Below are 22,206 nucleotides of genomic sequence, written 5' to 3' on the forward strand. Positions count from 1 at the left end.
CCGCGCCGCGCAACAGTTTTGGCCTTGAGGCCCACCCTTGCAGCTTATTGCATTTCTTCTTGAGTATTCGCAATAACCACTGTCGCGTATATCGTACAAACGTCCGGTTATTTTGCGCCCCCCCGCAAGCTGGCTAATCTGTCGGGGTTTCGCCACGGGCCGGCATTGCCGCTGGCCCACACCTATTGGAAGCACACCATGAAGATTGCAAGAAGCTTGATCGGCGCCACCCTGCTGCTGGGCGCCATGGCCGGCGCGCAGGCCGCCACGCTGGACGTCGTGCAAAAGCGCGGCGAGCTGCGCTGCGGCACCACCACGGGTTTTGCCGGGTTCTCGGCGCCCGACGCGCAGGGCGTGTGGCGCGGCCTGGACGTGGATCTTTGCCGCGCCGTGGCGGCCGCCGTGTTCGGCGACGCCAACAAGATCAAGATCGTGCCGCTCAATTCGCAGCAACGCTTCACCGCGCTGCAGTCAGGCGAAATCGACGTGCTGACGCGCAACACCACGGTCACGCAGCAGCGCGACACGGCGCTGGGCATCATCCACGCCGGCATCAACTTCTATGACGGCCAGGGGTTCCTGGTGCCCAAGTCGCTGGGCGTGCAAAGCGCCACGGAACTCAACGGCGCCACCATCTGCCTGCAGACCGGCACATCCAACGAAAACACGCTGGCCGACTGGGCGCGCGCGCACAATGTCAGCTACAAGCCCGTGGTGATCGAGACCTTCAACGAAGTGGTCAACGCCTTTGCCTCGGGCCGCTGCGACGTGTTCAGCACCGACGCCTCGGGCCTGGCGTCGATTCGCATCTCGAAGCTGCAGAACCCGGACGACTACCTGGTGCTGCCCGAGATCATCTCGAAAGAACCGCTGGGGCCTTTCGTGCGGCAAGGCGACGACGCCTGGCTGAATGTCGTGCACTGGTCACTGTCGGCCATGATCGAAGCCGAGGAATACGGCATTACGTCGGCCAATGTCGACCAGCAGCTGCAAAGCGCCAATCCCAACATCCGTCGCATGCTGGGCGTTACGCCGGGCGCGGGCGCCAACATGGGTCTGGACGAAAAATGGGCCTACAACATCATCAAGCAGGTGGGCAATTACGGCGAGAGTTTCGAGCGCAACGTCGGCGCCGGCAGCCCGCTGAAAATCAAGCGCGGGCTGAACGCACAATGGACCCAGGGCGGCCTGATGTACGCCTTGCCGATCCGCTGAGGTTGCGCCTGACGGCCCTGCCCATGTCAGTTGATGCTATACCCCCGCCCCTTGAAGCACGCACCCATGGCGCGGGTGTATGACTGCGTGGAAACGGCGGTGGTGTATTCGCTGATGCCGGCGGGGTCGAAACCGCTCTGGTTGATGGCCCAGCGACGGCATTCCGCGCGGTCGCGCGCCTGCTGGGCATCGCTTTGCCCCTTGGCGGGATACGCGATGACGTCCAGGCTGGACGAGGCCACCTGCGGCGCGGCATAGGTTACGGCCGGCGCCACATAGGTGACGGGCGGCGCGGCATAGACCGGCGCCGCGTACTGCACGGGCGGGTAGTACACCGGCGGCGCCACGTATGACACGCCGCTGTAGTAGCGGGGACCGCTGCTGAGCGCCAACGCCACGCCCGCGCCCAGCAGGGCGGCGCCCCCAACCCACCAGCCGGAATAGTAATTGCCATGGTAGTGGCGATAGCCATGGGCCGAGGCCTGCCCGCTGAAGGCGGTCAGGGTGGCGGCGGCCACGGCCGCACACCAGAATCGGGACTTCATAGTGTCTTTCCTGAAAATCGCCACCGGCGGCGCCACGCGTGCAGCGCAGGGCACCCCTGGGCCGGGTAGCTACGAGTAACTTTACTCCCGCGCGGCAGACCTGTCGCGCGGCCCGCGGACAGCGCATGTAACAGAGACTTCACGCCGTTTCAGGCGCGCGCGCCGGGCCTGCCAAGGCCCCCTACCATAAGGAACCGGCAACAGGGGCGTGGCGCCCGATATGCAAAAATCCGGCCATGCCACACGACAACCGCCTGCAGACAAACACCCTGGCCGCACAGGCCGCCGAGTTGCCGCCCGCCTGGCAGGCGGCGCTGCAAGCGCCGGCCGTGGCCCGGGCGCTGGCCGGCGTCATCGCTCATATAGAGCAGCGGCTCGCCGAGGGTGCCGTGGTATACCCGGCCACCCCGTTCCGGGCGCTGCAGGGGCTGTCGCCCGCCGACGTGCGCGTGGTGATCCTGGGCCAGGACCCCTATCATGGCCCAGGCCAGGCCCAGGGCTTGGCCTTTTCGGTACCCGACGACTGCAAGCGGCCGCCCAGCCTGCGCAACATCTTCAGCCAGATCGCCCAGGAATTCACCGGCGCGCCGCTGCCGCGCGGCAACGACCTGACGCGCTGGACGCGCCAGGGGGTGCTGCTGCTGAATACCTCGCTCACCGTGGAAGACGGCCAGCCCGCGTCGCACGCCAGGCGCGGCTGGGAAACCGTGACAGACGCGTTGATCAGCCTGGTGGCCCGCGACTCCACCCCCAAGGCCTTTTTGCTGTGGGGCGCGCATGCGCAAGCCAAACAAGTGTTGCTGCCCGACCACAGTGGCCACCTGGTGCTGAAGGCCAACCATCCCTCGCCGCTGTCCGCGCGGCGCCCGCCGGCGCCCTTCCTGGGCTGCGGCCACTTCGCCCGGGTCAATGCCTGGCTGGCCGAACAAGGCAAAACCCCTATTGACTGGATCACCGAAGAAAACGAAGGGGATGTACGTCAAGGGGAATTCGGGTTATGATCGCGGCACTGCACAAATTTGTTCCGGCATAAATCCGCGCCTTAGTTAGTTACATACGCGGCCGCTTACGCAGTTTGTCGGGTCTGCTGCCCGACCCCATGCCGGATACCATCGATTCCTGACCTCCTTTCCTTTCGCCTCGCGTTTCTCTGACGCGCCGCGCGCACGGTTGATCCGGTCGGCCCGATGCTCCATCAACCGTCGCCCGGATCCGGCCGCTCATCCTTCGGCTTGCCTGGCACATATGCCGCCTTGCGCGGCAAGGACAAGCAATGTCTTTCGAAACCCTGGGTCTCGCGCCCACCCTGCTGTCGGCCCTTCAAGCAGCCGGTTTTTCCGCCCCTACCCCGGTCCAGGCCGCCGCCATTCCGCAGGCCCTGGCCGGCCATGACCTGATGGTGTCGTCGCAAACGGGCAGCGGCAAGACCGCCGCCTTCATGCTGCCGGCGCTCAACCGCATTGCCGGCCAGCCTGGCAACAAGGGCGTGGGCGTGCAGGTGCTGGTGCTGACCCCCACCCGTGAGCTGGCCCTGCAGGTCACGGAAGCCACGGGATCGTACGGCCGCAACCTGCCGGGCCTGCGCACCGCCACCGTGGTGGGCGGCATGCCCTACGGCGCGCAATTGAAGGCGCTGTCGCGCCGCGTCGACGTGCTGGTGGCCACCCCCGGCCGCCTGATCGACCACCTGAAGGCCGGTCGCGTCAAACTGAACACCGTGCACACCCTGGTGCTTGACGAAGCCGACCGCATGCTGGACATGGGCTTCATCGAAGACATCGAAACCATCATCGAGCGCCTGCCCCAAGAGCGCCAGACGCTGCTGTTCTCGGCCACGCTGGACGGCACCGTGGCCAAGCTGGCCGCGCGCATGATGCGTGAACCGCAACGCATCGAAATGGCGGGCCAGAAAGAAAAGCACACCAACATCACGCAAAGCCTGCTGTACGCCGACGACGCCAGCCACAAGATGCAACTGCTGGATCACGTCCTGCGCGACGCCAAGCTGGACCAGGCCATCGTGTTCACCGCCACCAAGCGCGGCGCCGACGATCTGGCCGACCGCCTGGCCGACCAGGGTTTCGCGGCCGCCGCCCTGCATGGCGACATGAACCAGCGCCAGCGCACCCGCACGCTGACCCAGCTGCAGCGCGGCCAGCTGCGCATCCTGGTGGCCACCGACGTGGCGGCGCGCGGCATCGACGTGCAAGGCATCAGCCACGCGGTCAACTTCGACCTGCCCATGCAAGCCGAAGACTACGTGCACCGTATCGGCCGCACGGGCCGCGCCGGCCGCGACGGCCAGGCCTACACGCTGGCCACGCACGCCGAGCGCCACAAGGTGCGCCGCATTGAACACTACATCGGCCAGTCCATCACGCCCGAAACCATTGCCGGCCTGGAGCCCAAGCGCACGCCGCGCCCGTTCACGGGGGGCCCCGGCCGCGGCGGCAAGCCGTTCGGCAAGCGTCCCGGCGGCTTCGGCGGCGATCGGCCGCAGTTCCGCGAAGGGCGCGGCTTCCGGGCCGATGCACAGCGCGAAGGCGGCGGCTGGCGCGGCTACGAATCCAAGCCGCGCGACGGCGCTCCCCGCGGCGAATTCCAGCCGCGCGAGGGCGGTTTCCGCAGCGAATTCAAGCCGCGTGAAAACAGCTGGCGCGGCCGCGACGAACGGCCGGCCCGTCCGGCTGGCGAGCACGATTTCCGCCCGGCCCGCGCCTTTGGCGACCGTCCCCAGCACGGCGACTGGCGCGCCGAGCGTGATGCGCGCCCCACGGCCGGCTACGAGCCGCGCCCGCAGCGCGACGGCGGCCGGCGTGGCGAATTCCAACCGCGCGGCGAGTTCAAGCCGCGTGGCGAGTTCCAGCAACGTGGTGAATTCCAGCCCCGCGCCGCGCGCGCCGACGGTGACTTCCGCGGCGCCGAGCGCCGGCCCGGCGGTTTCCGGCCGACGTCCAAGCCGTTCGCGCAGCGCGCCGGCGGCCCGGCCAAGCACTACGGCAAGCCCGGCGGCTCGCGCCGCGGCTGAACCAGCGGCGCAGGCGGCATGGGACAATAGCGCCCATGCAACGCCCCGCCGCCTCGCTTCCCTCCCTCGACCCCGATAGCGCGCGCCACAGCGCGCGCATGGCCGCGCACCTGCGCCAGGCCATCGCCGAGCGCGATGGCTGGCTGCCATTCGACCAATGGATGGCCCAGGCCCTGTATGCCCCCGGCCTGGGCTATTACGCCGCCGGCAACGTCAAGCTGGCCAGCGCCGAAGCCGCGCGTACGCCCGACGGCCTGCCCGTCGCGCCGGGCGACTTTGTTACTGCTCCCGAACTGACTCCGCTGTTCGGCCACACCGTGGCGCGGCAGGCGGCCGACATCCTGGCCGCCACCGGCACCGACACCGTGCTGGAGTTCGGCGCCGGCACCGGCGCGTTGGCCGACAGCGTGCTGGCGGCCCTGGACGCGCAAGGCATCAGCGCGCAATACCGCATCATCGAAGTGTCGGCCGACCTGCGGGCGCGCCAGCAGGCGCGCCTGGCCGGATATGGCGCCCGCGTGCAGTGGCTGGATGCCTTGCCCGAGCGCTTCGCGGGCTGCGTACTGGCCAACGAAGTGCTCGACGCAATGCCGGTGTCGTTGTTCCGCTGGAACGACGACGGCGTGCTGCTTGAGCGCGGCGTGGCGCTGGATGCCGCGGGCCAATTCATCTGGCAAGACCGCGCGGCCGGCGAGCCGCTGGCCCGCGCGGTGGCCGCGCGCATGCCGCCCCTGCCCGGCTACGTGTCCGAAATCAATTTGCAGGCCGAAGCCTGGATGCAGGCCATGGGCGGCTGGCTGGAACGCGGCGCCGCGCTGCTGTTCGACTACGGGTTCCCTCGCGGCGAGTACTACCATCCGCAGCGCGCGGGCGGCACGCTGATGTGCCACCTGCGCCATCACGCCCACGCCGATCCGCTGGCCGCGCCGGGCGTGCAAGACATTACCGCCCACGTCGATTTCACCGCCATGGCCGACGCCGCGCAGGGTGCGGGGCTGCAAGTGCTGGGCTACACATCGCAGGCGCGGTTCCTGATGAACGCCGGGCTGGCCGAACTGCTGGCCCGCCATGACCCCGCCGACGCGCGCAACTACGCGCAGGTGGTGGCTCCAGTGCAAAAGCTGCTCAGCGAGGCCGAAATGGGGGAATTATTCAAGGTGCTGGCCGTGGGGCGCGACATGCCCGCGCCGCTGCGCGGCTTCACGCGCGGAAACCGGCTGCCGTCGCTGTAGGCTGGGTGCAAGCCGGCGGCCGGGCCGTTATTTGCAGGTGTCTGACTCGGTCGCCTAACCAGGTGTCAGGCTCCCGAAAGTTGCCTGACACCGCACTGCTGAGGCAGCCTGCCCACACCACGGTGTCAGGCACCCTGCAGAGCCAGACACCTGCCAACATCTGCGCCGCCTGAACCCTGCGGGGCTTGCAGCAACACTGTCGCTACAACGCCGCCAGCGCGTCCAGGCGGGCCTGCTGCAGCGCTGGCTTGATGCGGGCGGGGTCGCCGGCGCACTGGCGGGCGATGGCGCCCGCGTCTACGCCGCGCACCGCATCCACGCGGCGCTGCCAGGCAGGCTGGTCGACTGCAACCACCACCGCCGCCGCCTGCAGCAGCGCGGCGTAGCGATCCGGCTTGCGCAGGGCGTCGCAAGATTCCATCAACGCCAGCTGGGCTGGCGGGTCGGCGGCGCCCGCCTGATCCACCACGCGCGGCAACAGGCGCGCCTGGTCGGCGCATTCCGTCGGCACGCGCAGGCGGCGGCTCAGGGCATCGCGTTCCGGAGCAAGCCGGCACAACAAGGCATAGCGGCCCGGCAACGGCAACCCGGCGGCGGCCGCGCGGTCCAGGTCGGCGCTGACGATGTCGATGTCTTGCAGTTGCGGCATGACTCGCGCCAAGGCCCCCGATTGCGCCAGCACGTCGAGCATGCGCGAGGGCGTGGCCGCCATCAGCCCGCGCGACAGTTCTTTCCAGACCCGCTCGGGCACCAGCGCATCGACTTCGCCGTTCTCGACCATGCGACGGCACAGGGCGAGGGTGTCCGGGGCCACGGTGAAGTCACCGAAACGCGCCGCGAAGCGGCCCAACCGCAGGATGCGCACCGGGTCCTCGGCAAATGCCTCGCCCACATGCCGCAACACGCGGGCGCGAACGTCGGCCGCGCCGTTCAGCGGGTCCAGCAACTGCCCTTGCGGCGTGCGCGCAATGGCATTCACGGTAAGGTCGCGCCGCAGCAGGTCTTGTTCCAGCGTGACGTCGGCGCCGGTATAGAACGTAAAGCCCTTGTAGCCCCGGCCCGACTTGCGCTCGGTGCGCGCCAGGGCGTATTCCTCTTTGGTGCGCGGATGCAGGAACACCGGGAAATCGCCCCCCACGGGAATGAAGCCGCGGCGCGCCATGTCTTCGGGCGTGGCGCCCACCACGACCCAGTCGCGGTCGCCCGCGGGCTGCCCTAGCAGCGCGTCGCGCACCGCGCCGCCCACGATATACACCTGCAGGCCGTCGCAGTCGGGATCGTGGGCCGTGGTCGGCTCGGGCGCGCTCACGGCAGCTCTGCGGTGCGCACCGACGGCGGCTCAATCTGCCCAAGCCGCGCCTTCAGCGACTGCGGCTGCCCAGAGAACATGGCGGCATAGTAGGTGGCGTTGGACATCACGTGCTTGACGTACAGGCGGGTTTCAGTGAACGGGATGGTCTCGGCGAAAATCGCGCCTTCGACCGGATGCGACAGGGTCGCGCGCCAGTTGCGCGGCCGCCCCGGCCCGGCGTTGTAGCCGGCGCTGGCCAGCACCTGCGAGCCGTCCAGGCCGGTAAGCACGATGTTCAGGTAATTGGTGCCCAGGATGGTGTTGGTGTCGAAATCGTTGACGCTGGATGGCGAAAAATCGGCCATGCCGATCTTGCGCGCCACCCACTTGGCGGTGGCCGGCATCAGCTGCATCAGGCCCGAGGCGCCCACGTGCGAGCGCGCGTCGGTCACGAAGCGCGACTCCTGGCGGATCAGGCCGTACACCCACGCGGGGTCGAGCGAGATCGCATTGGCCTGGGCGGTGACGCGGCCCTCGAAGGGGGCAATGTAGCGCTGCGAAAAATCCACGATGCTTTCGGTGCGCTCCGAGGTGTTGACGACACGATCGTAGATGTCTTCGGCGCGCGCCAGTTCTGCGGCTGCCAGCAATTGGCGGTCGGACATGCCGCGCAGCGCGAAATTCCATTCGCCCACAGCCTCGGAACGCCAGCCCAGCCGGAACAAATGCACGGCGCGCTGCAGGCCGGCGTTGGCGCGGGCTTCGTTCATTTCCTGGTCGGTCACCGGGGCGGGGCGCGGCGGCACGGTGATCCGGCGGCCCAGCTCTTCGGCCGCCAACTGCCCATAGAAGTTGTATTCGCTGGCGATGCTGGCATAGGCCTCGCGCGCCTGCGCGTCGTGTCCGCGCGCGGCAAGGCCGCGCGCCTTCCAGTAGACCCACACTTCTTCGGCCTGCTGGGCCTTGGGCATGCGCTCGATGGCGGCGATGACCCAGCGCCAGTCGATCTTGGGCCGACGCAGGGCGGAACGCACGCGCCAGGCCCCGTTGTAGTCGGTAAGCTCGATCAGGCCGGCCTCGCGGTACCAGTCGTCGGCCCGGCTGTCGAGGTTCAGGGCGGCGATGAGCGCGTACTGGCTGCGCACCCAGGCCAGGTCCGACTTGGGCAGGCTGTTGGCCCACTGGCGGCGCAGGTATGAATCGGCAACATCGAGATCTTCACGGGCCAGCCGGGCCAACGCCACGGTAGCCAGCTCTTTTTCGTTGCGGCCCACCAGCTTGTGGTCGCGCCGCGTCAGCCACTTCATGGGGCTTTTCAGCAGAGCGTCGAAGGCTTTCTGGTCGCTCGGCTCGAAGATGTAACTGGCAAACTGGCGCGCGTCGCCCGTGCGGTTGGTTTCGATGGCGGCGCGCAGCTGCGGCTGGATGTCGTTCCAGCCCAGGACGCCGTCGGCCACCAGTTGGTCGTACAGATTCCAGCAATATTTACCGGGCGAAAAGACCTCCAGCGCCTGCCGGGCGGTGGCCCGCTGGCCGGTCATGTGGCGCGCTTCGAGCATGGCGCACTGGATTTGCGGGCTGGCGCCGGGCAGGTCGCCGAGTTCGCGCACGGTTTCGAAGTCGCCGCTGCGCGCGGCGGCGAGAATCCAGCTGCCACGCAGGCGTTCGGCCAGATAGGTGCCGGCGTAATCTTGCAGAAAACGCGCCGCCTCGGCTTTGGGCAACACGTTGCCTGGCGGATTCGCCAACTGGTAGCGCAAGAGCCAATACTGCGGATAATTACCCAACAGGTCGCCGCGCGCCTGCGGCGCCAGCATGCCCAGCACCGACCACTGCTTGCGCTCATTGGCCTCGCGCGCCGCCACCACTGCCTGCAAGGCGGGCGTCTGCGGCATGGGCGGCAAGCCGGCCAGCTTGACCGGCGGTACCGAAATCACGGGCCGCGCGTTTTCGGCCGGCGCCGCCAGCGCTACCTGCTGCGGCTGCTGGGCATCCACCGACGTGCAAGCCGCCGTAAACAACGCCAGCATGGGCAGCCAGCGGCGCCTGCGTGGCTCGGCCTGCGCCGATTTCTGATAACGTCCCGATTCAAGCCACTGACGCATTGCCGACCCGCATGAACATTCCAAATTCCGCACAGAATAACGCAGTCGCGCTACGCGCGCGATTGCGACAAGCCCGCGCTGCACTGCCCGAGGCGCAGCGCAGCCGTGGCGGCCTGCTTATGCGCGGCCGCTTGTACACTTGGCTGAACGCCGCGCGCGAGCAGGCCGCCAAGCGCGGCCACCGCGCCCCGGCCTCGGTGGCGGCCTTCTGGCCGCTGGAGCACGAGCCCGATTTGCGCCCCCTGCTCGAACAATGGGCGCAGGCCGGCATTGCCGTGGCCCTGCCCGCCATCCGCGAAGCCGCCGCGCCGCTCGAATTCCGCGCCTGGGCGCCCGGCGATGCGCTGAGTCCCGGCCCTTATAACGTGCAGGAGCCCATGGCTGACCGCCCCGCGCTGCGCCCCGACGTCATCCTGGTGCCCACGCTGGGCTATACCCTGCAGGCGGACCGCCTGGGCTATGGCGGCGGCTATTACGACCGCACGCTGGCCGCCCTGCGCCAGTCGGGCCACGATTTCACCGCCATCGGCATCTCCTGGAACGAAGGCCTGATCGACACCGAGTACCAGCCGGCCGAGCATGACGTGCAGCTCGACGCGGTGCTCACGCCCGACGGCTGGGTGCCCCAGCCGCCCCTGCTCGGACCCGGCGCGCCATCGGGCAGCACGATCGGATCGTACATATTGCGCTGAAGCGCGCCTTGGGCGGTGCCGCCTAGAGGCATCCCTACTACCTGCTTCGCAGCCCTTCTCGTCAGGTGTCTGGTCAGGTGTCTGGCCAGGTGTCTCGTCAGGAGTCAGGCCAGGTGTCTGGCTCCGCAGGTGCCTGACACCGCACCATAGCGGCAGCCGTGGCACCCCACGGTGTCTGACACCTTCGGAGTCAGACACCTGTTCTGAGGCAGCCAGGCTCATCCCTCGAGTATCAGGCATCTGAATGCCTGACCGGCACGGGTCTGGCCAGGTGTCTGACTCCGCAGGTGCCTGACACCGCACTATAGCGGCAGCCGTGGCACCCCACGGTGTCTGACACCTTCGGAGTCAGACACCTGTTCTGAGGCAGCCAGGCTCATCCCTCGAGTATCAGGCATCTGAATGCCTGACCGGCACGGGTCTCGCCAGGTGTCTGACTCCGCAGGTGCCTGACACCGCACTATAGCGACAGCCGTGGCACCCCACGGTGTCTGACACCTTCGGAGTCAGACACCTGTTCTGAGGCAGCCAGGCTCATCCCTCGAGTATCAGGCATCTGAATGCCTGGCCAACACGGGTCTCGCCAGGTGTCTGGCTCCGCAGGTGCCTGACACCGCACTATAGCGGCAGCCGGGGCACCCCACGGTGTCTGACACCTTCGGAGTCAGACACCTGTTCTGAGGCAGCCAGGCTCATCCCTCGAGTATCAGGCATCTGAATGCCTGGCCAGCACGGGTCTGGCCAGGTGTCTGGCTCCGCAGGTGTCTGGCTCCGCAGGTGCCTGACACCGCACCATAGCGGCAGCCGTGGCACCCCACGGTGTCTGACACCTTCGGAGTCAGACACCTGGGACGGCCTGGGATGGGCCGACACACTGCGCTGAAGCGCGCCTTGGGCGGTGCCGCCTAGGGGCATCCCTGCTACCTGCTTCGCAGCCCTTCTGCTACAACGGTTTCAGGCCCGGGCGGGCAATGTTTGCGCCCGCCCGGGCTGGCACAGGGGCTGCCTGAAGACTGTACGGCGCATGCAGCCCGCGCCCCCGCTTCGGGCCGCAGGCTCCATCCGGATCACGCGGCAGGCCCGGATCGTACACAGGAGGAGCCATGCAGCATCCCCAGCCTGCGCCCACCGCGGCGTATGACGAAATGCTTGACGCCCATGGCGAGGTGCGGCCGCATTACCAGGCGTTCTCGCAATGGCTGTCGCAGCAATCCGCCGACGCGATGGCGGCGCGGCAAATTGAGGCCGACCTGAGCTTCCGGCGTGTCGGCATCACCTTCTCGGTGGCTGGCGACGAGGCCGGCACCGAACGACTGATTCCCTTCGACCTCATCCCGCGCATCATTCCCGCCGACGAATGGCAGCGCCTGGACGCTGGCTTGAAGCAGCGCGTGCGCGCGCTGAACCTGTTCATCCACGACATCTACCATGGCCATGACATCGTGCGGGCCGGCGTGGTGCCGGCCGAACAGGTTTTCCTGAATGCGCAATACCGTCCCGAGATGCAGGATGTAGACGTGGCCGAAGACATCTACTGCCACATCGCCGGGGTGGACATCGTACGGGCGGGCGCCGGTGAGTTCTACGTGCTGGAAGACAACCTGCGCGTGCCTTCGGGCGTGTCGTACATGCTGGAAAACCGCAAGATGTCGATGCGGCTGATGTCCGAGGCGTTCGGCCGCGTCAACGTCAGGCCGGTGGCGCACTATCCCGACCTGCTGCTGGATAATCTGCGCGAAGTGGCGCCGCGCAGCACCGACGACCCCACCGTGGTGGTGCTGACGCCGGGCATGTACAACTCGGCATATTTCGAACACGCCTTCCTGGCCCAGCAGATGGGCGTGGAGCTGGTCGAGGGCCAGGATTTGTTCGTCGAGCAGAACAACGTATACATGCGCACCACCCGGGGCCCGCGCCGGGTCGACGTGATCTACCGCCGCGTCGACGACGACTTCCTGGACCCGCTCAGCTTTCGCGCCGATTCTGCCCTGGGCGTGCCCGGACTGCTGTCGGTGTACCGGGCCGGGCGCGTCACCCTGGCCAATGCCATCGGCACCGGCATCGCCGACGACAAATCCACGTACCAGTACGTGCCCGACATGATCCGCTTCTACCTGCAGGAAGAGCCCATTCTGGCCAATGTGCCCACGTGGCGCTGCTCGCGGCCCGACGAGCTGTCGCACGTGCTGGCCCACATGCACGAGCTGGTGGTGAAGGAAGTGCACGGCGCGGGCGGCTACGGCATGCTGGTGGGGCCGTCGTCGACGCGCGCGCAGATCGAGGCCTTCAAAGAGCGCGTGCGCAGCCGGCCGGCCAACTACATCGCCCAGCCCACGCTGGCGCTGTCGACCGTGCCGACCTATGTCGAGTCGGGCGTGGCGCCGCGCCACGTCGACCTGCGGCCCTATGTGCTGTGCGGCAAGGAAATCCGCACCGTGCCGGGAGGCCTGTGCCGGGTGGCGCTGATCGAAGGCTCGCTGGTGGTCAACAGCAGCCAGGGCGGCGGCACCAAAGACACCTGGGTACTGGGAGACTGATCATGCTGAGCCGTACCGCCGACAACCTGTTCTGGATGTGCCGCTACATCGAGCGGGCCGAAAACACCGCGCGCATGCTGGACGTGAACCTGCAGATGTCGCTGATGCCCCAGGACGCCGCCACGCGCGATGGCCTGTGGCGCGCCGTGCTGCACATATCCGAACTGCAGCATGGCTACGACGCGCGCTACCCCGCCGTTACGCCGCTCGACGTGCTGCACTACATGGTGCGCGAGCCCGCCAACCCGTCGTCCATCTACGCCTGCCTGCGTGCTGCCCGCGAAAACGCCCGCGCCGTGCGCGGCAGCCTGACCACCGAAGTCTGGGAAACCTACAACGCCACCTGGCTGGAGCTGCAACGGCACTTGCAAGACCAACTGCCCGAACGCAGTCCCGGCAAGTTCTTCGAATGGGTGAAATTCCGCGCCCACCTGGCGCGCGGCGTCACCATCGGCACCATGCTCGAAGACGAGGCCCTGCACTTCCTGCGGTTGGGCATGCACCTGGAACGCGCCGACAACACGGCGCGCCTGCTCGACGTGAAGTTCCACGAAACCGATGTCGACACGGCGGCGCGCGCCAGCGAGTTCTACCGCTGGGCGGCGCTGCTGAGCTCGGTGTCGGGCCTGGAAATTTATCGCAAGGTGTACCGCGACGTGATCACGCCCGACCGCGTGGCCGAACTGTTGATCCTGCGGCCCGACATGCCGCGCTCGCTGCTGGCCTCCGTGCAGGCGCTGACAGGCGACCTGGAGCGCGTGTCGAACCAGCGCTCGGCCGAAACCGAAAGGCGCGCCGGGCTGTTGCACGCCGAACTGCGCTACGGCCGCGTCGAAGACATTCTGCGCGGCGGCCTGCACCGCTACCTGGAACGCTTCCTGGACCGCATCAACGACCTGGGCAACCGCATCAGCCAGGACTTCCTGGTGCCGCTGGCCGCTTGAAGTCCCCGGAGACCCGCATGAAGCATCTCATCAGGCACGTCACGCAATACCGCTATACGACGCCGGTTGGCTACAGTATCCAGACCCTGCGCCTGACCCCGCGCCAGGACGAGCACCAGCGCACGCTGCGCTGGCGCATCGACGCGCCCGGCCCGTTGGAACAGCAGGTGGACGCCTATGGCAACATCACGCACATGCTCACCCTGACGCGGCCGCACGACAGCATCGAGCTGTGCGTCACCGGCCAGGTCGACATCGCCCCTCTGCTCGACGGCCGGCTGCGCGCCGAAGACAACCGCCTGCCGGTGCATGCCTATTGCGTGCAGACGCCGCTGACCCAGGCCGACGAGGTCATTCTCGATTTCGCCCGCGCCACCTTGCCCGACGGCCTGCGCACCCCGGCCGACGCGCTGGCGCTGGCTGGCGCCATCTGCGACCGCGTGGCCTACGAACCGGGCACCACTGACGTAACCACGGCCGCCAGCCAGGTGCTGGCCCTGGGCCATGGCGTGTGCCAGGACCACGCCCACCTGTTTCTGGCCTGCGTGCGCGGCCTGGGCGTGCCCGCCCGCTACGTCAGCGGCTACCTGTACACTGAAGCCGAACACGCCGCCAGCCATGCCTGGGCCGACGTCTGGCTGCCCGACGGCTGGACCAGCATCGACATCACCAACCGCCAGTTCGCATCGGACTGCCATTGCCGGCTGGCCGTGGCGCGCGACTACGATTCGGCCTCGCCAGTGCGCGGCGTGCGCCACGGAGGGGGCGAAGAGTCAATGACGGTATCAGTGCACGTGCAGGCCGCCGCTCAGCAATAAATAGGGCCAGGTCAGGCCGCGCACGCCGGCAAACCGGGCCGACTACCCCTACAATACGCCAGCCGTTTTTCACCCTACGACCATGACTTACTGTGTTGCCGCCTGCCTGGACGCGGGCCTGGTTTTCCTGTCCGACTCGCGCACCAACGCGGGCGTCGACCAGGTCAGCGTTGCCCGCAAGCTCAATGTGTTCGAACAGCCTGGCGACCGCGTCATGGTGCTGCTCACCTCGGGCAACCTGGCCATCAGCCAGGCCGTGGTGAACCTGCTGGCCCAGCTCGACAGCGACAGCCCCGATTCGCTGTGGTCCGCGCCCGACATGTACGAGGCCGCGCGCCGCGTCGGCGAGGCCGTGCGCCGCGTGCACGACCGCGACGCCGAGGCCCTGAGCGAGCATGGCGTCGACTTCAATATCAACCTGATTTTCGGCGGACAGATCGGCGCCGAGCGCGGCCGGCTGTTCCAGATTTATTCGGCCGGCAATTTCATCGAATCGAGTCCCGACGTGCCCTACGTGCAGATCGGCGAAGCCAAGTACGGCAAACCCATCCTCGACCGCGTCCTGCGCCCCGATACCTCGCTGGACGAAGCCGCGAAATGCGCGCTGATTTCCATGGATTCGACCCTGCGCTCGAATATTTCGGTGGGCCTGCCGCTGGACATGCTGGTGTACGAGAGCGGCGCGCTGCGCGTGACGCACTTCGCCCACATCGACGAAGACAATGAGTACTTCCGCATGATCCGCAAGACCTGGGGCGAACGGCTGCGCCAGGTGTTCGGCGAAATTGCCGACCCCAGCTGGACACAAGCCCAGTCCACGGGCTCGCTGGCCGCCGCCGGCCGGCTGCACCAGCCGCATCGGCTGACGCCGGGCGGCGGCGCCGCCGACCCCGCGCCGCTGCAAGTGCTGGCGCAAGACCCGGGCGGCACGCAGGCCAGCTGAATGGTCAGCGCGCCTGACTCCCACAGGGTGTCAGGCATTGCCGCCCACGCGCCGGGCTAGCCCAGATCGAGCTCGCGCCAGATCGCCAGCGGCGCCTCGGCGTGATTCAGCGTATAGAAATGCAGCCCCGGCGCGCCATTGTCGAGCAGGGTCTGGCACAGCGCGCCCACCACGTCGACACCAAATGCGCGGATGGAAGCCTTGTCGTCGCCGAACTCGGCCAGCCGCAGCCGAATCCAGCGCGGGATCTCGGCGCCGCACATTTCCGAAAACCGCACCAATTGCGAATGGTTGGTAATGGGCATGATGCCCGGCACGATGGGGATGGACACCCCCTTTGCCTGGGCGCGGTCGACAAAATCGAAATAAGCGTCGGCGTTGAAGAAATACTGGGTGATAGCCGCGTCGGCGCCGGCGTTGACCTTGGCCACGAAGTGGTTCAGGTCGGCCGCCGGGCTGGCGGCCTGCGGGTGCATTTCGGGGTAGGCCGCGACTTCGATGTGGAACGCGTCGCCCGTTTCGGCGCGGATGAACGCCACCAGGTCGGCCGCGTAACGCAGTTCACCGGCATCGCCGCCCATGCCCGAAGGCAGGTCGCCGCGCAACGCCACCAGGCGCCGCACGCCCTGCTCGCGATAGGCCGACAGGATATCGCGCAGGTTTTCGCGCGTGGCGCCGATGCACGACAGGTGCGGGGCGGCATCGCAGCCCAGGTTCTGCAGCATGCGCACTGTGTCGGCCGTACCGGCGCGGGTAGAACCGCCCGCGCCGAACGTGACGCTGACGTAGCGCGGCTGGATGGCCAGCATCTGCTTGGCCGCGCGCACCAGCCGTTCTTGGGCGGCGATGTCGCGCGGGGGAAAGAACTCCAGGCTCAGGGCGGGAGTGGAAGTTGCGGTCATCGGTAGGAAGAATCAGGGAATCAGGCGCGAAAGCAGGCCGGAAATAATGCTGTACAGAATGGCGCCCGCCACGGCCCACCAGAACCCGCCGACCTGGAAGCCGCGCAGGATCGAGCCGGCCAGCCAGAACAACAGCGCATTGAGCACGATAAGGAAGAGCCCCAGCGTGACAATGGTGATGGGCAGCGTCAGCAGCACCAGCACCGGCTTGACCAGCATGTTCAGCAGGCCCAGCACCAACGCGGCGATCAGCGCCGAACCGAAACTGGCCACGGTGATACCGGGCAGCAGGTAGGCCACGGCCAGCAGGGCCACGGCATTCAAGATCCAGACGAGTATCAGGGTCATTGCGATCTCCGGTAAGGTGCCAGCGGGCTGGCGAGGGCGGCCGCGCATCGCGCGCGGCCGCTCTTATTGTGCTACAGGATCAGTAGCGGTAGTGATCAGGCTTGTACGGGCCTTCGACGGGCACATTGATGTAGTCGGCCTGGTCCTGGCGCAGCGAGGTCAGCTTGGCGCCCAGCTTCTTCAGGTGCAGGCGCGCCACTTTCTCGTCCAGGTGCTTGGGCAGCACATAGACCTGGCCACGCGTGTAGGCCTCGTTGCGGGTGTACAGCTCGATCTGCGCGATGGTCTGGTTGGCGAACGACGAGGACATCACGAACGACGGGTGGCCGGTGGCGCAACCCAGGTTCACCAGCCGGCCCTTGGCCAGCAGGATGATGCGCTTGCCGTCGGGGAACACCACGTGGTCGACCTGCGGCTTGATTTCTTCCCACTGGCAGTCGTCCAGCGCGGCCACGTCGATTTCGTTGTCGAAGTGGCCGATGTTGCACACGATGGCCTGGTCTTTCATGGCCTGCATGTGTTCGCGGGTAATGACGTGGTAATTGCCGGTGGCCGTGACGAAGATGTCGGCATGGGGCGCGGCTTCTTCCATGGTGACGACCTTGTAGCCTTCCATGGCGGCCTGCAGCGCGCAGATCGGATCGATTTCAGTGACCCATACCTGAGCGCGCAGCGCGGCCAGCGCCTGGGCGCAACCCTTGCCCACGTCGCCGTAGCCGGCCACCACGGCGATCTTGCCGGCCACCATCACGTCGGTGGCGCGTTTGATGCCGTCGACCAGCGATTCGCGGCAGCCGTACAGGTTGTCGAACTTGGACTTCGTGACCGAATCGTTGACGTTGATGGCGGCGAAGGCCAGTTCGCCCTTCTGCGCCATCTGGTACAGGCGATGCACGCCGGTGGTGGTTTCTTCGGTAACGCCGCGAATTTGCGCCAGGCGGGTCGAGTACCACTTGGGGTCGCGCGCCAGCGTGGCCTTGATGGCGGCAAACAGCACGCGCTCTTCTTCGCTGCCCGGCTTGGCCAGCACCGAGGCATCTTGCTCGGCGCGCGCGCCCAGGTGCAGCAGCAGCGTGGCATCGCCGCCGTCGTCGAGGATCATGTTGGCGTGGCGGCCTTCGGGCCATTCGAAGATGCGATGCGTGTACTGCCAGTATTCTTCAAGGGTTTCGCCCTTGACCGCGAACACCGGGGTGCCCGTGGCGGCAATGGCCGCGGCGGCGTGGTCTTGCGTCGAGAAAATATTGCACGAGGCCCAGCGCACTTCGGCACCCAGCGCCACCAGCGTCTCGATCAGCACGCCGGTCTGGATGGTCATGTGCAGGCTGCCGGCAATGCGCGCGCCCTTGAGCGGCTGGCTGGCCGCGAACTCTTCGCGGATGGCCATCAGGCCCGGCATCTCGGTTTCGGCAATGGCCAGCTCGCGGCGGCCCCAGGCGGCCAGCGACATATCGGCAACGTGGTAATCGGCAACGGCTTGGTCGGATACGGCGTTCATGGTGTGTGCTCCGGTAGAAAAAACAACGGCGATGCGCGTCGCGGACGGCCGTACGGAACACCCGGAATGAAATGGGGCCCGCCTTTATCGCCCGCTGCGACAAAGGTGAGCGCCGTTGCTGGGCGCCGCCGCGGCGGCGCCTGGTGAGATTCCTGAGCCTGGCAACCCGCCGGCCGACCCGCATGTGGGGGACAAGCCAGGGTCGTCGCAGCGCTCCTCAGGACTGACACGAATTGTACCGGGTGGCGCGAAGCATGCAAGGCCAGTCAGGCGCGCGTCAGAGGTGGCGCCAGCCGAGTTCGGCAAATTCATCGCCAGCCAGACCAAGAAGCGGCATGACATCCTGAAGGGCGGCTGAGGAGTCAGGCCCCCGGGGGCGCGGGCTCCGGCCCGCCCTGCTGCGCCCACAGCTGCGCCAGCCCGACCGCGCTCTTGACTTCAAGCTTGGCGAACAGCCGGGCGCGGTGCACTTCCACGGTGCGCACGCTGATATTCAGGGCGTCGGCGATTTCGCGGTTGGTGCGGCCGGCCACGATGTGGCTGGCAATGTCGCGCTCGCGCGGCGTCAACACGTCGAGCGCGGCCGCGGCCAGGCCGGGCGCGGCGCTGGCCGCGTCCACGTGCGCCAGGCTTTCGAGCACCCGATCCACCAGCTGGTTGCCGGAATAGGGTTTTTCCAGGAAATAATAGGCGCCACCGCGCAAAGCCTCGACCGCCATGGGAATGTCGCCATGGCCGGTCAGGAAAATGACGGCGTGGTGCGATGCCAGGCCGCGCTCTTTCAGGGTTTCGAACAATTCCAGGCCGCTCATGCCGGCCATGCGCACGTCGAGCAGCAGGCAGGCGGGCTCGCGCGCCAGGCCGTCCGCATCCCATGCCTGCAGGAACTCGCCGGCCCCGGCATAGCTGTCCAGGCTGAGCCCGCGCGAGCGGAACAAGGCGCCCAGCGCATCGCGCACGACTTCGTCGTCATCGACCAGGTAGATTTTTCTCATGGTTGCGCCTCTTGCTTGCAGGCCGGCAGATCGAAATAGAAGCGCGCGCCTACGTCCAGCGCCTCGTAGCGCAGGTGCGAGCGCATGCGCTCGAGCGCCGAGCGGCACACGGCCAGCCCCATGCCCATGCCCTGCGGCTTGGTGGTGAAAAACGGCGCCTCAAGCGCCTGGCGGGCGTCATCGATCAGGCCGTGGCCCCAGTCGCGCACGGCCACCCGCTGGCGGCCAGCGCATTCGTCCGGCAAGGCCTCCACGGAAATCAGCACGCGTCGCGCGGCCGGCGGCAGGTGCGCCATGGCCTCGAACGCATTGCGAGTCAGGTTCAACAAGACCTGCTCCAGCAATACGCGGTCGGCCAGCACCGGCGGCAGGCCGGCCGCGGCCTGCACCTGCACCGCCTCGCCGCTGCGGGTAGTTTGCAGCCGCACCAGCGGCAGCAGTTCTTCCACGACCTCGGCCAGCGCCACGGGCGCCAGCGCCGGATCGGCCTTGCGCACGAAGTCGTGCACCCGGCCGATGATCTGGCCGGCCCGTTCGGACTGAATGCGCGCCTTGGACACCAATGCATGCACGTCGCCGTCTACGTCGCGGGCGGCGGCGGCGTCGCGGTCGGCGTAATCCAGCAGGTTGGAAGCCGCCGAACAATAACTGTTGATGGCGGCCAGCGGCTGGTTCAGTTCGTGGGCCAGGGCCGAGGCCATTTCGCCCATGGTCATCAGGCGCGCCATGTGGTTCATGCGCTCGTCTTGCAGGCGCTGAAATTCCTGCGCCCGCTTTTGCTCGGTGATGTCCATGATGGAAGCCATCCAGCCCGTCTGGCGGCCGTTGCCGTCAAGCAGCGGCGCCTCGCTGACCAGCACCGTCAGGCGTGAGCCGTCGCGGCGCAGGTACACCGACTCGTACGCCTCCGACGACAGGGTGCGGGCCAGCAACTGCTCATGGCGGCGGCGCGACTGCTCGGCGTTTTCGGGCGCCCAGTAGGGCATGGGCGGCAGCCGGCCGATCAGCTCGTCGGCCTGGTAGCCCACCATTTCACAGAAGGCCGGGTTGGCGTAGATGATGCGCCCGTCCAGGTCGCGCGCGCGCAGGCCCGACATCAGGGAATTTTCCATCGCCTGGCGCAGCGCCTGCTGCTCGCGCAGGGCCGCTTCGGCGCGGGTGCGCCGCATCAGGTCGCGCCACAGGGCCCACACGCACCAGGCCAGCAACAACGACAGGCCCACCACCGCACCGGTCAGGATGTTGGGCACCACGCGCGGCACGCCGCGGGTGCTGTTGGCGTTCAGGAAAAACTGCTCCCCGGCAATGTCGGTTTCCATGCGGTGCGTATACACGCCGCGCCCCTTCACGCCGGGGTCGCGCACCGCCAGCACCACGCCATTGAGATTGGTGAGGGTCACTTCGTTGTCATGCGCGAACCACCAGGGCAGCGTGTCGCTGAGCAGCTGCGGCAGTGACAACAGCGCCACCAGGGCGTTGCCGGGTTCATCGCTTTGCGCCGGCACCGCCAGCAGCAACGTGCCCGGCTCGGGCGCGCCGGGCCACAGCATGGCCGAGGGCCGGCCAAGCCGCAGGCTGCGGTCGAGCACTTCCTGCCACAGCGCCGCCTGGCCGGCCGCCCCGGCCGGCGCGCGCGGAAAGCAGCGGCGCAGCTGGCGCGCCGTATCAACCCGGCACAGCAGCCGCACTTCCGGGCTGCGCTGCAGCAGCTCGGCGGCGCGCCGCTCGAACACGTAGGCATCGCCGGGCGTGTCGATGTCGAGGTCGCGCGACAGCACCTGGATCGACTCGATCATGCGATGGGCCTCGAAGCTCAACGCCTGTTCGGCCCAGAGCGTGTCCGAGATCATCTGCTCTTCGCGCCGCTCGTGTTCCAGCGCGCGCGACAGCACCAGCGCCACCACCGCGCCGGCCACGATCAGCAGGATCGCCGCCAGCGGCAGGCCGACGCGCCAGTGCTGGCGCGCCTGGCGGCGCCAGCGCGAAAAATGTGGGAAGTACGTATTGTCAGCGTCAGACGGGTCCAACATACTCGCCATCCAATAAAGGCCTCGAGGCCTGAACAAGCCAAGACTTTACACAAGGAGACCCCCATGCGGATGCGATTTCTCATCGCCGGCCTGTGCCTGACCACTGCCGGCATCACGGGCACGGCGCTGGCCGCCGAAGAGCCCATCATCATCAAGTTCAGCCACGTGGTGGCCACCGACACCCCCAAGGGCAAGGCGGCGGAAGAGTTCAAGAAACTGGCTGAAGAACGCACCCATGGCCGCGTCAAGGTCGAGGTTTACCCCAACAGCCAGCTGTACAAAGACAAAGAAGAGCTCGAAGCCCTGCAGCTGGGCTCAGTGCAGATGCTGGCGCCGTCGCTGGCCAAGTTCGGCCCGCTGGGCGTACGCGAATTCGAAGTCTTCGACCTGCCCTACCTGTTCGACAGCTACGACGACCTGCACAAGGTCACCGCGGGCCCGGTGGGCAAGCAACTGATGGCCAAGCTCGATTCCAAGGGCATCATCGGCCTGGCGTTCTGGGACAACGGCTTCAAGGTCATGACCGACAACAAGCCGCTGCGCGAGCCGGCCGACTTCCGCGGCCAGAAAATGCGCATCCAGTCGTCCAAGGTGCTGGATGCCCAGTTCCGCGCGCTGGGCGCCATTCCTCAAGTAATGGCGTTCTCCGAGGTCTACCAGGCCCTGCAAACCGGCGTGGTCGACGGCACCGAGAACACGCCGTCCAACGTCTACACGCAGCGCATGAACGAAGTGCAGAAGTACCTGACGCTGTCGAACCACGGCTACATCGGCTACGCGGTGATCGTGAACAAGAAGTTCTGGGAAGGCCTGCCCGCCGACATCCGCACCACGCTCGAAGGCGCCATGCGCGATGCCACCACCTACGGCAACGAAATCGCCAAGAAAGAAAACGACGACGCCCTTGAAAAAATCAAGGCGGCCGGCAAGACCGAGTTCATCACCCTGACGCCCGAACAAAAGGCCGACTGGAAAAAAGCCCTGTCGAAGGTTCACAAGCAACAGGAAAGCCGCATCGGCAAAGACCTGATCCAGGCCATCTACCAAGCCACCGGCAACACGATGTAATCCGCATGCCGCGGC

General features: G+C 67.4%; 18 protein-coding genes and 1 riboswitch. Of the genes, 10 read left to right on the plus strand and 8 right to left on the minus strand.

Features of this window, described 5'->3' with window-relative positions; genetic code table 11:
- Positions 1 to 198: 198 nt before the first annotated feature.
- Positions 199 to 1,215, plus strand: coding sequence for an amino acid ABC transporter substrate-binding protein (locus tag BPET_RS24045; RefSeq protein WP_012251574.1), 1,017 nt, complete (start codon positions 199 to 201; stop codon positions 1,213 to 1,215).
- A 26-nt stretch (positions 1,216 to 1,241) separates the two neighbouring features.
- On the opposite strand, the gene BPET_RS24050 is transcribed toward BPET_RS24045, so the two are convergent.
- Positions 1,242 to 1,760: a hypothetical protein gene (locus tag BPET_RS24050; protein ID WP_012251575.1), complete on the minus strand. Its 519-nt coding sequence runs from the start codon at positions 1,758 to 1,760 to the stop codon at positions 1,242 to 1,244.
- A gap of 236 nt (positions 1,761 to 1,996) precedes the next feature.
- On the opposite strand from BPET_RS24050, the gene BPET_RS24055 reads away from it, so the two are divergent.
- The 3 genes from BPET_RS24055 (at position 1,997) to BPET_RS24065 (ending at position 6,020) form a co-directional block, all read left to right on the plus strand.
- On the plus strand, positions 1,997 to 2,761 hold the full coding sequence (locus tag BPET_RS24055) for a uracil-DNA glycosylase (protein ID WP_012251576.1): 765 nt from the start codon (positions 1,997 to 1,999) through the stop codon (positions 2,759 to 2,761).
- A 272-nt stretch (positions 2,762 to 3,033) separates the two neighbouring features.
- Positions 3,034 to 4,788: a DEAD/DEAH box helicase gene (locus tag BPET_RS24060; RefSeq protein ID WP_012251577.1), complete on the plus strand. Its 1,755-nt coding sequence runs from the start codon at positions 3,034 to 3,036 to the stop codon at positions 4,786 to 4,788.
- 35 nt (positions 4,789 to 4,823) lie between these two features.
- Positions 4,824 to 6,020: a class I SAM-dependent methyltransferase gene (locus BPET_RS24065; protein ID WP_012251578.1), complete on the plus strand. Its 1,197-nt coding sequence runs from the start codon at positions 4,824 to 4,826 to the stop codon at positions 6,018 to 6,020.
- Positions 6,021 to 6,222: 202 nt separating this feature from the next.
- Here BPET_RS24065 and BPET_RS24070 read toward each other — a convergent pair whose 3' ends face one another.
- Complete coding sequence (locus BPET_RS24070; RefSeq protein WP_012251579.1) at positions 6,223 to 7,329, minus strand: CCA tRNA nucleotidyltransferase; 1,107 nt, start codon at positions 7,327 to 7,329, stop codon at positions 6,223 to 6,225.
- Entirely contained in the window at positions 7,326 to 9,416 is a 2,091-nt protein-coding gene (locus tag BPET_RS24075) for a lytic transglycosylase domain-containing protein (RefSeq protein WP_012251580.1), read from the minus strand. Before BPET_RS24075 ends, BPET_RS24070 begins: the two co-directional genes overlap by 4 nt.
- 11 nt (positions 9,417 to 9,427) lie before the next feature.
- On the opposite strand from BPET_RS24075, the gene BPET_RS24080 reads away from it, so the two are divergent.
- From BPET_RS24080 to BPET_RS24100, 5 genes are all read left to right on the plus strand, one after another.
- A complete protein-coding gene (locus BPET_RS24080; protein ID WP_012251581.1) occupies positions 9,428 to 10,108 on the plus strand; it encodes a 5-formyltetrahydrofolate cyclo-ligase in 681 nt (226 codons plus the stop codon).
- A 1,103-nt stretch (positions 10,109 to 11,211) separates the two neighbouring features.
- A complete protein-coding gene (locus BPET_RS24085) occupies positions 11,212 to 12,645 on the plus strand; it encodes a circularly permuted type 2 ATP-grasp protein (protein ID WP_012251582.1) in 1,434 nt (477 codons plus the stop codon).
- Positions 12,646 to 12,647: 2 nt separating this feature from the next.
- Entirely contained in the window at positions 12,648 to 13,589 is a 942-nt protein-coding gene (locus tag BPET_RS24090; RefSeq protein ID WP_012251583.1) for an alpha-E domain-containing protein, read from the plus strand.
- Between the two features lie 17 nt (positions 13,590 to 13,606).
- Positions 13,607 to 14,407, plus strand: coding sequence for a transglutaminase family protein (locus BPET_RS24095; protein WP_012251584.1), 801 nt, complete (start codon positions 13,607 to 13,609; stop codon positions 14,405 to 14,407).
- An 82-nt stretch (positions 14,408 to 14,489) separates the two neighbouring features.
- Complete coding sequence (locus tag BPET_RS24100) at positions 14,490 to 15,350, plus strand: proteasome-type protease (protein ID WP_012251585.1); 861 nt, start codon at positions 14,490 to 14,492, stop codon at positions 15,348 to 15,350.
- Positions 15,351 to 15,406: 56 nt separating this feature from the next.
- On the opposite strand, the gene metF is transcribed toward BPET_RS24100, so the two are convergent.
- From metF to BPET_RS24125, 5 genes are all read right to left on the minus strand, one after another.
- On the minus strand, positions 15,407 to 16,252 hold the full coding sequence (gene metF / locus BPET_RS24105) for a methylenetetrahydrofolate reductase [NAD(P)H] (protein ID WP_012251586.1): 846 nt from the start codon (positions 16,250 to 16,252) through the stop codon (positions 15,407 to 15,409).
- Positions 16,253 to 16,264: 12 nt separating this feature from the next.
- On the minus strand, positions 16,265 to 16,600 hold the full coding sequence (locus BPET_RS24110) for a phage holin family protein (RefSeq protein ID WP_012251587.1): 336 nt from the start codon (positions 16,598 to 16,600) through the stop codon (positions 16,265 to 16,267).
- 79 nt (positions 16,601 to 16,679) lie between these two features.
- The gene (gene ahcY / locus BPET_RS24115; RefSeq protein ID WP_012251588.1) at positions 16,680 to 18,098 is read right to left on the minus strand and encodes an adenosylhomocysteinase; all 1,419 of its coding nucleotides are present in this window, start codon (positions 18,096 to 18,098) and stop codon (positions 16,680 to 16,682) included.
- A gap of 100 nt (positions 18,099 to 18,198) precedes the next feature.
- Positions 18,199 to 18,323, minus strand: a riboswitch (S-adenosyl-L-homocysteine riboswitch).
- 137 nt (positions 18,324 to 18,460) lie between these two features.
- Complete coding sequence (locus tag BPET_RS24120) at positions 18,461 to 19,093, minus strand: response regulator transcription factor (RefSeq protein ID WP_012251589.1); 633 nt, start codon at positions 19,091 to 19,093, stop codon at positions 18,461 to 18,463.
- Positions 19,090 to 21,123 carry a sensor histidine kinase gene (locus BPET_RS24125; RefSeq protein ID WP_231852638.1) on the minus strand — a complete coding sequence of 678 codons (2,034 nt, stop codon included), beginning with the start codon at positions 21,121 to 21,123 and terminating at the stop codon, positions 19,090 to 19,092. The genes BPET_RS24120 and BPET_RS24125 overlap by 4 nt, the downstream gene beginning before the upstream one ends.
- Before the next feature lie 63 nt (positions 21,124 to 21,186).
- On the opposite strand from BPET_RS24125, the gene BPET_RS24130 reads away from it, so the two are divergent.
- Complete coding sequence (locus tag BPET_RS24130; protein ID WP_012251591.1) at positions 21,187 to 22,191, plus strand: TRAP transporter substrate-binding protein; 1,005 nt, start codon at positions 21,187 to 21,189, stop codon at positions 22,189 to 22,191.
- Positions 22,192 to 22,206 lie beyond the last annotated feature (15 nt).

Origin of the sequence: Bordetella petrii (genome assembly GCF_000067205.1) — a bacterium.
Lineage (GTDB): Bacteria > Pseudomonadota > Gammaproteobacteria > Burkholderiales > Burkholderiaceae_B > Bordetella_A > Bordetella_A petrii.

What these genes read in the sequence shown, in the direction of transcription:
- BPET_RS24060 (WP_012251577.1), top strand. Translation starts at nt 3,034, where the DNA reads ATGTCTTTCGAAACCCTGGGTCTCGCGCCCACCCTGCTGTCGGCCCTT.
- BPET_RS24095 (WP_012251584.1), top strand. Translation starts at nt 13,607, where the DNA reads ATGAAGCATCTCATCAGGCACGTCACGCAATACCGCTATACGACGCCG.
- BPET_RS24080 (WP_012251581.1), top strand. Translation starts at nt 9,428, where the DNA reads ATGAACATTCCAAATTCCGCACAGAATAACGCAGTCGCGCTACGCGCG.
- BPET_RS24055 (WP_012251576.1), top strand. Translation starts at nt 1,997, where the DNA reads ATGCCACACGACAACCGCCTGCAGACAAACACCCTGGCCGCACAGGCC.
- BPET_RS24125 (WP_231852638.1), bottom strand. Translation starts at nt 21,123, where the DNA reads ATGTTGGACCCGTCTGACGCTGACAATACGTACTTCCCACATTTTTCG.
- BPET_RS24100 (WP_012251585.1), top strand. Translation starts at nt 14,490, where the DNA reads ATGACTTACTGTGTTGCCGCCTGCCTGGACGCGGGCCTGGTTTTCCTG.
- BPET_RS24085 (WP_012251582.1), top strand. Translation starts at nt 11,212, where the DNA reads ATGCAGCATCCCCAGCCTGCGCCCACCGCGGCGTATGACGAAATGCTT.
- BPET_RS24050 (WP_012251575.1), bottom strand. Translation starts at nt 1,760, where the DNA reads ATGAAGTCCCGATTCTGGTGTGCGGCCGTGGCCGCCGCCACCCTGACC.
- BPET_RS24075 (WP_012251580.1), bottom strand. Translation starts at nt 9,416, where the DNA reads ATGCGTCAGTGGCTTGAATCGGGACGTTATCAGAAATCGGCGCAGGCC.
- BPET_RS24130 (WP_012251591.1), top strand. Translation starts at nt 21,187, where the DNA reads ATGCGGATGCGATTTCTCATCGCCGGCCTGTGCCTGACCACTGCCGGC.
- BPET_RS24065 (WP_012251578.1), top strand. Translation starts at nt 4,824, where the DNA reads ATGCAACGCCCCGCCGCCTCGCTTCCCTCCCTCGACCCCGATAGCGCG.
- ahcY (WP_012251588.1), bottom strand. Translation starts at nt 18,098, where the DNA reads ATGAACGCCGTATCCGACCAAGCCGTTGCCGATTACCACGTTGCCGAT.
- BPET_RS24120 (WP_012251589.1), bottom strand. Translation starts at nt 19,093, where the DNA reads ATGAGAAAAATCTACCTGGTCGATGACGACGAAGTCGTGCGCGATGCG.
- BPET_RS24045 (WP_012251574.1), top strand. Translation starts at nt 199, where the DNA reads ATGAAGATTGCAAGAAGCTTGATCGGCGCCACCCTGCTGCTGGGCGCC.
- metF (WP_012251586.1), bottom strand. Translation starts at nt 16,252, where the DNA reads ATGACCGCAACTTCCACTCCCGCCCTGAGCCTGGAGTTCTTTCCCCCG.
- BPET_RS24110 (WP_012251587.1), bottom strand. Translation starts at nt 16,600, where the DNA reads ATGACCCTGATACTCGTCTGGATCTTGAATGCCGTGGCCCTGCTGGCC.
- BPET_RS24090 (WP_012251583.1), top strand. Translation starts at nt 12,648, where the DNA reads ATGCTGAGCCGTACCGCCGACAACCTGTTCTGGATGTGCCGCTACATC.